Genomic DNA, 11,930 nt, shown 5'->3' with positions numbered 1-11,930 from the left:
GAGGGTTTTTTTAGCTAAGGTCTTCCTCGACCCTGTGCAAGTCTCACGATAAAAACGATTAATGCAATGACCAGCAGCAGGTGAATCAGGTTCCCGGCAATTCCGCCGATCAAACCGAATAACCATAAGACCAACAGGACAATAAGAATGGTCCACAGCATGTTTTGGCCTCCTTAAAATGTATTGGCAGGAAAAATATAGTTCACTTTGATTATTCCCTATTTTTTTAACCCTATAACCTCGCAAGGAGTTACATAAGAAATTTTGTCGAAATGCTCCAACATGTATATAATGAGCATAGTTGATAAATGAAAGGAGATTTTACATATGATGAATATAAACGAAATCAAAGAGATCATCCCGCACCGCTATCCATTTTTGTTAATTGATCAGATTGAAGAAGTCGTAGAAGGAGAAAAAGCGACTGGCTACAAAAATGTCACCGTGAATGAGCCGTTTTTTGAAGGTCACTTCCCGGAATATCCGGTTATGCCTGGGGTATTGATCGTTGAAGCGCTGGCACAGGTTGGGGCTGTCGCTATGCTGAAAAAAGAAGATAACCAGGGTAAACTTGCTTTTTTCACGGGTATCGATAAATGCCGTTTTAAACGTCAGGTGCAGCCTGGCGATCGCCTGAAGCTGGAGGTCGAGATTGTCCGCGCCAAGGGACCGATGGGCAAAGGGAAAGCGAAAGCAACGGTCGACGGCGAGCTGGCATGTGAAGCGGAAATCATGTTTGCGTTGAAATAAATGAAAAACCACTCATAAATTCAGATTTTCGCTCGTAAAGCAGGTTGTTCGACTCTTCGTCTGCCCATTTGAAAAATTTCCTCCTGAATATGGTTTATTTTTTCCGATATGGGAAAGATAGGCGTGAACTAAATAATTAGGAGGAATAAAATATGCTTAATAAATGGTGGATGAAGTTTGGTGCCGCTACGCTGGCGATTTTCCTTTTAGGTGCATGTGCTACTGAAGATGATGACGCTGGTGAAAACGGCACAGAGCAAAATGAAGAAGCTGACATGGGTGAAGAAGATGGCGAAATGGACGAAAATATGGATGGGGAAGAAAACAAAGATGAGGAAAATGGGGATGCAGATACAGATGAAGAAGCCCCTGAGGAAGACATGACGAACGAAGATACTATGGAAGACGATGAAAATAACGAATAATTTCCAAACAAAAAGGAAGACGCCGCTGTAACCTGCACAGGATCAGCCGGCGTCTTCTTTGTTTTTCCCACCACTTAACCTTGTAAATCAAGGCGGCCTCCGAGTGTCGGGTGCTGAACTTCCGGCTTGGCAGTCTCAAGCATCTCGACGATCTGGGCACCTTGCTGTCTGGCCTGATCCATCGATTTATCCATCACGGCAAGACTGGCATTCTGCTTCACATAATGCTGGCTCATCAGGACAGAGACGGTCGCAACATCCATAGCTTCACTCCTTTCTCCTGAACTATTTCTAATATCGACCTGATATTGGATTAATGAATATGGAATTTCCTGGTCACCTCTGGGGTGACCAACAAATGGGTGAATTGGGTATTGTTCACAATTTTGTCAATAAGCGATGCGACTTGAAAATAGGTATTATAGTAATATGGTCGTAGGTAATAGAATAGAGAGATGATGGGGTGGAGATGTGGAATGTGCTGAAAGAGCGTTAGAATACTTGATCAATAAAAAGACAATGATGGTAAAACCGAATCTGCAGGAAGGTAAGCTGGCTGCGCTGATACTGGAAGATAGTCACGTGGTTTGTGCAAAGATGAGCGTCCAGAACATCCTTAATAACAGCTGTATTTTATATGGGTCCTCCTTTAATGGAAGAAGGGATTTTGCCCGTGCTTTCCTGCATACCGATAAAAAGTTGCCGATTGAAGTAAGTTCTCCTTCGGGAATTGTCATGTTTCCACTTCGTGATAATATTACCGGCGAACAAGTATGGTTTAACTACCATCATGTCAAGGACCAGAGAGAATCAGCCCCTGGCAAAATGGAAATACTTTTTTCTGATAATACGACGTATACGATTGATACCTCCAAAGCTTCCTTTAACCGGCAATTCATACTTGCCGCCCGGCTTGTCAATCGGCTGCATCACGCCTGAAACAGGCAGGAAGCTTCTTCTGCCTTAATGAATACCCTTTCGTTTTTCCTTCCCTATTTTTATGGTAAGATGAACATACATAATTTATCGTGAAAACGCCATCATCTTTAGAATAAGAGAGCGTTTGAATGCCATGTTCCAATGGGAAAAATTGATAGTTTTCTTATTCTTGGCAAAGGGAAAATCAATAGGAGAGGTGATTCGGATGAAATATAGAACGGCAGATGACATCAAAGATCTCCTGCTTGATGATCAGGAAAACATAATCAACCAAATCGATCCTGAAAAAATTGAAGTTTATCGCTTCCTGCATGACCGATTTAAAGAGACGGATGTAACAAAGGATCTCGTCTTCCAGTTTGCTTTCCGTTATTTTTATAAATTGGACAACCCGAGCCTGACGCAGGAATTTCAGGAACGTTTTTTTGAAATCATGGAAAATCAACGCAATGAAAGCAGGCCGAATATCGTCCGGGTCGTAACTGATCTTTATGAAGTGAAAAACCATAAAGGGAACCCAACGATGCAATTCCCGCTTGCTACCGCTATGCTACATACACTTAATGGTAATTTCCCGACGTATGACAGTGATGTAGCAAAGGCATTTGATTTTTCTTCAACTTATCATTTGAATAGCTTTTATAAAAAGATGAAGCGGTATATTGATCAGTACCGACATACCTTTGATACCTACAGTATATTACTGGAGGAGGAAAGCCTTAAGGTAATGTTCGATAATTTTGATCGCCGTTTCCCAAAGAGCGGTCTTTCAAAAGTGAAGAAATTGGATTTAATGGTGTCAGAAATGGGAAGACAAATTTCCTGACAAGAACCCCAAAAAAGCCAGGTGACCTCACAGTCACCTGGCTTTTCTGCGTCTTACTGCATGGTTTCTTTCAGATTTGCAGATAGTTTCCGTTATATTCGAGAGCGTTTGGAGGCCCGGGAAATTACTCGCTTTCCATGGGCGTACGGTGAGCTTCCAGCCGCCCCTGACACTTTTATGGTAAAGGACCCTAGATATCTCAAAATCAAGTCTTCGACTTTTCGTCTCTTTTTTTGTAAAAAGCAAATGCTTAAAAAACAAGTCGATAGTGATTGAAATTTGTCTGGTAATTTAGTACGATTAACCTTGTTGTGACTGACTGGTCAGAAAGAAAAGGAAGCAGGGATATAGATGCATGAACGGAAACGCCAGTTAATTGAAGCTGGAATGAAGCTATTTGCCCAGAAAGGCTACCACGCAACCTCCATTCAGGAAATTGCCAGCCAAAGTGACGTCTCTAAAGGAGCCTTTTATCTTCATTTTGACTCGAAAGAAGATCTGACTTTGGCTATCTATAAATTTTATTACCAGCAATTGATGCAAAAAGTAGAAGAAGTGCGTCAGACCGATTTGCCACCCAAGGAGAAAATGACCCGTCAACTCGAAGTGTTTATCACCAGTTTAATGGAGAACAAAGAGTTTATCATCATGCATCTGCGTGATAATGTGTCGCTCAGTCCGCAAGTCGATGACTTTCTCCTAGAGATGAAAGCAGAAAGCTTCCGTTGGACAAGTGAAAATCTGAAAGAACTATTCGGAGAAGCGGTCGAACCATACATAGTCGATAGCTCCATCCTTATGGAAGGGATTCTCGATGGGTATGCCAAATGGCTCGTTATTGATGAACTCGATGTCGAACCGCAGCGGCTTGCTTCATTTATTCAGGAGCGAATTGTCGATGCAGTCGAGGGCATCCTGAAAAAAGAGGAAAAACCGTTGATCACCTTGGATAATGTCAAGCGACATTTTCCTTCATTTCATCAGCAGGACCCTCACAGCCGGGTGAAAGAGCAGCTGACTGCGATGAGAGGCAAAATTGACTCGCTGAAAATGGCAAAGCAGAAAAGGGAAGACCTGCATGGAGTAGTGGATGTACTGTTGAATGAAATAAAAAAAGAGCAGCCACAGCCGATTTTGTTCCAAGGCATGCTATCCCATTTTAAAGGGATAGCTGCATTTGACAAGGAATGCCGCCAAATTGCCAGAGATTTGAATATTGAATTGATATAGGAAGACGAGAGGAGTCATGGTATGAAAAAAATTATCCAGCCGGCCATCGTGGCGTTGCTTTCGATCGGATTGATCAGTGGCTGTTCCAATAATGAAGAACCGGAAGAAGAAGTAGAGCGCGTCACCCCGGTAGAAACGGCAGTCGTAGAAAAAGGGGATTTGAGCATTGAGCGGAAAATCGTCGGACGGACGGCACCAGCTGATACTTCACAAATCATTCCGCGGACACCAGGGGAACTTGTCGCTTTGAACGTAGAAAAAGGGGACAGAGTAGAAAAAGGAGATGCCATCGGGCAAGTAGACGCTCAGGATACACAAAGTCAAGTAGAGCTGCAGGAAAATGCCGTCCAGCAGGCGAGCAAGCAGCTGGAAAATGCCAGGATTTCAAGACGTCAGGCAGCACTTGGGGTCGAGAATGCTAAGAAACAAGTCGATGCCGCGAAAGAGGCCCAACAGGCACGGGCTGAGCAGTCCAAGGGTCAGGAACAGGCAGCCTACCAGCAATATGAGCAGGCGAAAGAGCTCGCTGATCAGACAAAGAAGCTGGCAGACGAGGGCACCATCCCGGAAGTGTTATATGAACAAGCAAAGAACCGGGCGGATCAGGCATACGCTCAGTACGAGCAGGCGAAGAATCAGACTGCCCCATCTTCTGCAGAAGTAGAACAAGCGGAAGCACAGGTTGATCAGGCGGAGGAACAGCTTGCGCAGGCAGAAGTAGGCGTGGAACAGGCGCAGCTTCAAGTCGAACAGGCCCAGGTCCAGCTGAATCAGGCGCGTGAGCAGAATTCCAACAATACCATATCGGCACCATCTTCCGGAGAAATCACTTCTCTTGATGCAAAAGTTGGCGACATGGTATCCAACCAGCAGCCAATTGGAGCAATTGTTGCGTTAAATCCAATGACCGTCGAAGCGACAGTGACATCGGATCAGCTTAATTTATTCGAAAAAGAACAGGAAATAGACGTAGATATCAATGGTGTCGAAGAGCCAGTGACTGCGACAGTCGATTATGTGGCTTCCGTACCGAATGACACAGGCTTATATCCGGTCGAAGCCACGATCGCCAATGAAGGGGAAGCGATCAAGCCGGGGACAATGGCCACCTTCCTGCTTCCGGAAACCGTCGTATCAGACACGTTTTTAGTACCGACAGAAGCAGTCGTGGAAGAAGGCGGCGAAGCTTATCTCTATGAAATCGTTGACGAAGTAGCAGAAAAAGTGGAAGTGACGATAGTGGAAGCGCAATCCGATCTCACTGCGGTTGAAGGTGGCCTGCAAGCAGGTGCTGAAATAGTCACTACGGGTCAATTGACGTTGTCTGACGGAGCGAAAGTCAGCATCATAAAGGAGGATGCTTGATTTGAAACTCGTCAATACATCAGTCAAACGCCCGGTTGGGGTAATCATGATCGTATTGGCCATTCTGGCGCTCGGCTTCATGTCGCTGCGTAATCTGGCCATCGACCTTTACCCGGAAATCGACCTGCCGATTGCCGTCGTATCTACCAGTTATGACGGCGCCGCACCACAGGAGTCAGAAAAATTGATCAGTGAACCGATCGAATCATCGGTCAGTTCCATCGAAGGGATAGAAACTGTCCAGTCGCAATCCCAGACAGGCGCCTCGATTGTTTTTATGCAATTCAATACGGGTGTGAATCTCGACAATGCTTTGCTCGATGTAAGGGAAAAAGTGGACCAGGTGAAAGGGATGCTGCCGGAAGGAGCGGGCGAGCCGAATGTTCTCCGTTTTGATCCTCAGCAGATTCCGGTCATGTGGGTCGGCCTCACCGGTGATAGTCCGGAAGAGCTTCAGCAGATTGCGGAAGATCGTATCGTTCCTTTTCTGGAGCGCCAGGAAGGGGTAGGGTCCGTCAGTATCGAAGGTGGGAATGCCCGTGAAGTCCGTGTCTTAATCGACCGTGGACAGATGAACGAATATGGACTGACCTCGGAAACCATTGTCCAGTCCTTGAATGCCGCCAATAAGTCCGCATCTGCGGGAGCCGTGGAAAAAGGCGACAAAGACCTGCAAATCCGGATTGATGGCGAATTTGAATCGGTTGAAGAAATAGAGGATACCGTGCTGCAGACAGAGAATGGAGCGCAGATCCGCCTCGATCAGATCGCTGACGTTGAGGATACGTATGAAGAGGCTTCAACGATTTCTAAGGTTAACGGGAAATCATCGGTAGTACTATCCATTTTGAAAAAATCGGATGGTAATACCGTCGAGACAGCCAATAATGTCACCGCGGCGATGGAGGACATAGAAGAACGCCTGCCGGAAAGTGTCAACATGGGCGTTGTGCTCGATACCTCGGAATTCATTACCCAATCGATTGATTCTGTCATGATGAACATCATCATTGGAGGAATCTTCTCGGTTCTCGTCCTGCTGTTGTTTTTAAAAAGCATTCGGGCAACAATCGTCATTGGCATCTCGATTCCGATCGCCATTATTTCAACATTTACGTTGATGTATTTTACCGGAGAGACATTGAACGTACTGACCATGGGTGGTCTTGCACTTGGCATCGGGATGATGGTCGACAGTTCCATCGTCATCCTGGAAAACATCGTCAGCTACCGCCAGCGCGGTTACTCGATGATTGAAGCAGCCAAAGAAGGGGCGTCTGAACTGGCGCCAGCCGTCATCGCTTCAGCGACCACGACTATCGTTGTATTTTTACCGATCATTTTCGTAGAAGGAATCGCATCGGAACTGTTCACGCCGCTAGCGCTGACCATCTCGTTCGCTTTAATTGCGGCCTTGATCGTTTCTGTTACGTTGATTCCGATGCTGTCTTCGAAATTATTGACGAAACCATTGCAGACTTCCGGTCGCAGGTACTGGTTTGACCGGTTCCTCGATAAAGTGAACAATGGGTATCAGTCCATGCTCCGCCGTGTGTTGAAATGGCGAAAAACAACCGTCCTTGTTACGGTACTGACGATAACAGCCAGCGGTTTCCTCGTTCCGATGATTGGTACGGAATTTATCCCACCTTCCGATCAGGGACAAGTAGAAATCAGCGTGACGACACCTGCAGGAACATCACTTGCAACTACGGAGAGTGTGACAGAAAAAGTAAATGAAAAACTGACTGCTTATGAAGATATCATCGAGACAAATTACATTACGGTCGGTGGCGGTGGATTTGAGAGTTTCTCTTCCTCTTCCAATGAAGCGACATATACGATTCAGCTTGTGGATCCTGCCAATCGCGAACGTACGACCAGCGAAATCATGCAGGCGATTGATGCCGATGTATCCGACATCCCAGGAGCAGAGATTGCTGTCAATGAAATCGGGGCAGGGTTCGGTAGCGGCGCACCGATTCAGATTCAGTTGAATGGTCCGGACTATGATGTTCTGACTGAACTCGCTGACCAGGTCATTTATATGATTGAAGATGTCGATGGTGTTCACAACCCGGAATCTTCAACCGATGAGGGCCGGCCGGAAATGCAAGTGGAAGTCGATCGGGATAAAGCAGCACAGTACGGTTTGAGCTACCAGCAGGTTCTTAGTCAGGTCGAGCTCGGGTTCAACGGACAGATAGCCACACGCTACCGGGATGGCAGCGATGAAATCAATGTCCGTATGATATTGCCAGAAGAAGAGCGGCAGACGATTGCTGACCTTGAAGGTATGAGCCTGCAGACACCAACCGGGGGATTGATTCCTCTTGCCAGCGTAGCAGAATTGAAGCAGGTGCAAGGCCCGGTTACCTTGCTGCGTGAAAATCAGCAGCGCCAGGTCAACGTCGAGAGTGAAATCGTCGGACGGGATCTCGGAAGTGTAACCAATGACATCCGCGAAGAGCTGGAACGCTTGAACTTCCCGGATGAATACAGTTATGAAATCGGCGGACAGGCTCAGGATATGCAAGAGGCCTTTGGCGATTTGGCACTGGCGCTCATATTCTCGATTTTCCTCGTGTACGCCGTCATGGCTGTTCAGTTTGAGAACTTCCTGTTCCCGTTCATTATCATGTTCTCCTTGCCTTCGATTATCGTCGGAGTAATGAGCGGTTTGTTCATTACCGGCCTGCCATTGAGTCTGCCGGCATTTGTCGGGATTATCATGCTCGCCGGGATTGTCGTCAACAACGCTATCGTACTCGTCGATTACATCAACATCATCCGGCGAAAAGGCGTCGACCGCTACGAAGCTATTTTGGAAGCAGGGCCAAGCCGGATGCGGCCAATCCTGATGACCACACTGACGACTGTGCTCGGAATGGTGCCCCTTGCCCTGGGACTCGGTCAGGGAGCGGAAGCCCAACAGCCGCTTGCCGTGACGATTATCTTCGGCCTGACGATCTCCAGCTTTTTCACGCTGTTGCTGATTCCAGTTGTCTACACTTATTTTGATGACTTATCGAACAAAGTTACAGGCTGGTTCGGGAAAAATAAATAATATCGGGTTGAATCATTTCTAAATAAAGCCCCCCTGTTTGATGTACTTTTCAAACAGGGGGGCTTTATAGTATCTGCAGTAACCTTTCTTACTTCTGTTTTACATATAACTTTAATTGAGAGACTAATTGTTTTTGCATGTCTTCACTAGTATGTAGTTTAATGCCGGCCTGGACTTTTCTGCCGAAATTTTTTACCCAGACGATTTGGCCATCGACATCCAATTGCTGATTTACCAGGTTGAATTGGATAATCATACGGTCGCCAATTTGATAATCATGAACCGGGACTTCAACCTTCATGCCCTTTACACTGAGGTCTAATATATGGAGTTCTCCTTTTATTGGCGGGGTGGTATGGGCAATGAAATTCCCAGGCAAGCTTGGATCAAAAGCATAACGGAAGGCTTCATTTCTTCGGTAATACATAGCTGCTCCCTCTCCCTTTAAAAATGTTAACTCTCATCCCCATAACGATCGATTTTTATCAGGTCCCAAGTCGTGACGATGCCAAGCGGCTTGTTATGCTGGGAACCATCCGCTGTAATGATGACCGCTTTCAGCTTCTGCTTCTGCTCGAAGCTGCGTTCAAAGGATGATTCCAGGTCGAATATCGAATTATTCTCACTCAAAAAACGCACGTTGTGATTCTTTTCCAATTTCAAGATATCAGCAGCGCGAACATCTTCGAGCTCAATGCAGCCTTTTTGCATATTCTGTGACAGCCAGCGCACGACCCCGTCATTTGTCAAGAGACCTAAAAACCGCTGATTATCCCCATAAATAGGGAACTGGGAGACTTTGAAGCGGTTGAATGCCTCGACAATTTTTGTCAGATGAGAGTCCGTTTTAAAAAAAAGCACGGGGCGTGTCGCAACTTCAATCGCTTTCGGCGGTTGATCAAGCGTTTGTTTAATTTTCTCAATTTCCTCGACGACTTCCCGGTGCGGGTAGGCGATGTAGTAATCATCACGGATTTTCTCATGAACAAGCGCATTACGAAGCTTCGCATATTGTTTCAAATTGTCGAAGTAATGCCGGATGACACTGTGCTTCTGTTTCGAACGCTGGACGAGTTCCATGAAATTGTCGTTTTTCGGAAAGCCGTTGATTGCCTTCAATTGCTGGTGGATCTGATTGAATGCAATCTCAAAACGCTCGGCAAGCTCCAATTCTTCTTGTGAGCCGTTCATCGTAGTCACCTGCTTTGTATGTAAAGATTGATGTTTCTTCTTATTATAACGGATTCACGCATAAAAAAACATCAGGCCGGCGCACGAGGTGAAAGATAGTCAAATATTTGCTGGAGAGGAATAGTTAAAGAAAAAGCATAAACTTATCTGCCAATTCGTAAAATGTAATAAAGTTTCATGAAATGTATTGTATAAAGTAACATTATTTTGTAAGATAACAATAAGTAAAAATATTTCGACATTGGAGCAACGCTTATGACCAATCAACTGATTTTCATCCAGGAATCCCTCGACAGCTGTAAACCATCCGAGAAAAAAGTAGCCGAATACATTCTAAAGCATCCGGATGAAGTAGTGAACTCATCGATTCAAAAGCTTGCAGAGAATACTGCAGTCAGCGAGGCGACCATCATCCGGTACTCGAAAAAGCTGAAATGTAAGGGTTTTCAGGATTTGAAACTTACAATCGCAAGGGAAATGGCTGTTTTTGAAACGACCCCGGAGAAATATCAGGACATTCCGGATGACGATTCCATTGAGTCACTTATCAACAATGTTTCCTATAACAACATCCAGTCGCTGGAAAATACGCTCAATATTCTCGACACGAAAGATGTAGAAGCTGCTATCCAGCTGATGACCAATGCTCGCAAGATTGCTGTTTACGGTATCGGGGCATCGGGATTCATCGCGCAGGATTTCAAGCAGAAGCTGACCCGGATTGATAACTGGTGTGAGGTGGGCCTCGATATCGACGCCCAGCTGACGATATCAGCGAACCTTACCAATAAGGATATCGCTTTTGGGGTCTCCTACAGCGGTCAGACCCGGGACATCTATGAATCTTTGAAAGTAGCCAAAGATAACGGAGCAACGATCATTACACTTACAAAAATGGGGGAGAATCCAGTGTCTTCACTGGCTGACATAGCTTTACACACGACTTCACTGGAAAAAAACATAAGGAGTGGTGCCACCAGTTCACGGATTGCCCAGTTGAATGTGATTGATATCTTGTTTTTAGGCATCACACGTAACAACCAGGAGGCCAATATCGCAGCCCTTGAAAAGACACGGAAGGTGGTGAAAATGATTAAGTGATCACAGCCTATCTGAACCAGCTTACAGCTGATCGGGAAATTCCCGGAGGGGTCGTCATCGTTAATGTCAAAGGCGAGCGCCGATATTTCGAAGCGTTCGGCGGCTACCAGGCCCGGGACGGCACACCACAGCCCATCACACGCTCTACGAGATTCGATGCAGCCTCACTTACAAAAGTGATGGCGACGCTCCCGGCAGCCCTATTTTTAATAGACCGCCAGGAATTGAAACCAGAAGCACCAGTGAACCACTACATCCCAGAATTCCACTTCAAGCCTATCACCATCTATCATCTATTGACCCACACAGCAGGCCTATCAGCGGATCTTACCTATAAAAACCGCTGGCAAAAGCGCCATGTTTTCCATGAAGTACTGACATCAAAGCTTACGACGAAACCGGGAACAACCGTCAAATACACGGACCTTGGCATGATTTTGCTTGGCAAGGTGATCGAACGAATCAGCGGGCAGCCGCTCGATGAGTTCACAGCTGAACACCTTTTCGAGCCATGGGGCATGCCGAACACTACATATCGATTGACGGAAGCGCAGCAAGCAGAAGCGGCAGCAACGGAATGGGATAACGGCCAATACCTTCAAGGAGAGGTCCATGATGAAAAAGCGTTTCAAATGGGCGGAGTCAGCGGCAACGCAGGCCTGTTCACGACAGCGGAAGATGTGGAAGCCTACGGATTGAATTGGCTGTATCCGGATCAACAGCAAGTCATTGCACCGTCTCTTTTGAAAAATGCCAGCAAAGAACAGGAACCCGGCCGCGGTCTTGGCTGGGAAGTGTGGAATGGTAAAGGAACGCCGCCATCATGCGGGAACGAGTGGCCGGCGGGATCTTTTGGTCATACCGGATTTACGGGCACGAGCATGTGGATCAATCCGCATGATGAAATCGTCACTGTTTTTCTTACAAATGTCGTCCATTACGGAAGGAACCACAACTTAAAGGAAATCCGTAAACAGTTACACAGTCTTGTGCATCAATGTTTTACAAAATAAATCATTTATTACAGGAGGGAACA

The 11,930-nt window shown here is 46.1% G+C and carries 13 protein-coding genes; 9 read left to right on the top strand and 4 right to left on the bottom strand.

Going from position 1 to position 11,930, the window contains the following annotated elements; all coding sequences use genetic code 11:
- Positions 1–14: 14 nt before the first annotated feature.
- On the bottom strand, positions 15–161 hold the full coding sequence (locus B9Y67_RS20435; RefSeq protein ID WP_139823758.1) for a lmo0937 family membrane protein: 147 nt from the start codon (positions 159–161) through the stop codon (positions 15–17).
- A gap of 166 nt (positions 162–327) precedes the next feature.
- Here B9Y67_RS20435 and fabZ point away from each other — a divergent pair, with 166 nt between their 5' ends.
- Both fabZ and B9Y67_RS08135 read left to right on the top strand, forming a co-directional pair.
- Positions 328–750, top strand: a complete 423-nt coding sequence (gene fabZ / locus B9Y67_RS08140) for a 3-hydroxyacyl-ACP dehydratase FabZ (RefSeq protein ID WP_062442357.1) — start codon at positions 328–330, stop codon at positions 748–750.
- 152 nt (positions 751–902) lie between these two features.
- Positions 903–1,175, top strand: a complete 273-nt coding sequence (locus B9Y67_RS08135) for a hypothetical protein (protein ID WP_085506233.1) — start codon at positions 903–905, stop codon at positions 1,173–1,175.
- 74 nt (positions 1,176–1,249) lie between these two features.
- On the opposite strand, the gene B9Y67_RS08130 is transcribed toward B9Y67_RS08135, so the two are convergent.
- The gene (locus tag B9Y67_RS08130) at positions 1,250–1,438 is read right to left on the bottom strand and encodes a YjfB family protein (RefSeq protein ID WP_085506232.1); all 189 of its coding nucleotides are present in this window, start codon (positions 1,436–1,438) and stop codon (positions 1,250–1,252) included.
- Positions 1,439–1,646: 208 nt separating this feature from the next.
- Between B9Y67_RS08130 and B9Y67_RS08125 the strand changes: the two genes are divergently transcribed.
- The 5 genes from B9Y67_RS08125 (at position 1,647) to B9Y67_RS08105 (ending at position 8,602) form a co-directional block, all read left to right on the top strand.
- A complete protein-coding gene (locus B9Y67_RS08125; protein WP_085506231.1) occupies positions 1,647–2,114 on the top strand; it encodes a competence protein ComK in 468 nt (155 codons plus the stop codon).
- A 205-nt stretch (positions 2,115–2,319) separates the two neighbouring features.
- Entirely contained in the window at positions 2,320–2,940 is a 621-nt protein-coding gene (locus B9Y67_RS08120; RefSeq protein ID WP_085506230.1) for a hypothetical protein, read from the top strand.
- 351 nt (positions 2,941–3,291) lie between these two features.
- A complete protein-coding gene (locus B9Y67_RS08115) occupies positions 3,292–4,170 on the top strand; it encodes a TetR/AcrR family transcriptional regulator (protein WP_085506229.1) in 879 nt (292 codons plus the stop codon).
- Positions 4,171–4,191: 21 nt separating this feature from the next.
- Positions 4,192–5,535, top strand: a complete 1,344-nt coding sequence (locus tag B9Y67_RS08110) for an efflux RND transporter periplasmic adaptor subunit (RefSeq protein WP_085506228.1) — start codon at positions 4,192–4,194, stop codon at positions 5,533–5,535.
- 1 nt (position 5,536) lies between these two features.
- Complete coding sequence (locus B9Y67_RS08105; protein WP_085506227.1) at positions 5,537–8,602, top strand: efflux RND transporter permease subunit; 3,066 nt, start codon at positions 5,537–5,539, stop codon at positions 8,600–8,602.
- An 88-nt stretch (positions 8,603–8,690) separates the two neighbouring features.
- Here the strand turns inward: B9Y67_RS08105 and B9Y67_RS08100 are convergent, their stop codons facing one another.
- Together B9Y67_RS08100 and B9Y67_RS08095 are read right to left on the bottom strand one after the other, a co-directional pair.
- Positions 8,691–9,029 (bottom strand): PilZ domain-containing protein, encoded by a 339-nt coding sequence (locus B9Y67_RS08100; RefSeq protein ID WP_085506226.1) that lies wholly within the window; start codon positions 9,027–9,029, stop codon positions 8,691–8,693.
- 26 nt (positions 9,030–9,055) lie between these two features.
- Positions 9,056–9,793, bottom strand: coding sequence for a CBS domain-containing protein (locus B9Y67_RS08095; RefSeq protein ID WP_062442334.1), 738 nt, complete (start codon positions 9,791–9,793; stop codon positions 9,056–9,058).
- A 255-nt stretch (positions 9,794–10,048) separates the two neighbouring features.
- Here B9Y67_RS08095 and B9Y67_RS08090 point away from each other — a divergent pair, with 255 nt between their 5' ends.
- Entirely contained in the window at positions 10,049–10,894 is an 846-nt protein-coding gene (locus tag B9Y67_RS08090) for a MurR/RpiR family transcriptional regulator (protein ID WP_085506225.1), read from the top strand.
- Positions 10,891–11,907, top strand: a complete 1,017-nt coding sequence (locus B9Y67_RS08085) for a serine hydrolase domain-containing protein (protein ID WP_254901747.1) — start codon at positions 10,891–10,893, stop codon at positions 11,905–11,907. Before B9Y67_RS08090 ends, B9Y67_RS08085 begins: the two co-directional genes overlap by 4 nt.
- Positions 11,908–11,930: the final 23 nt, after the last annotated feature.

The sequence above is a fragment of the Thalassobacillus devorans genome (genome assembly GCF_900176565.1).
Lineage (GTDB): Bacteria > Bacillota > Bacilli > Bacillales > Halobacillaceae > Thalassobacillus > Thalassobacillus devorans_A.
Note: the sequence above shows the minus strand (reverse complement) of the source record. Positions and strands in the feature narration are given on the sequence as shown.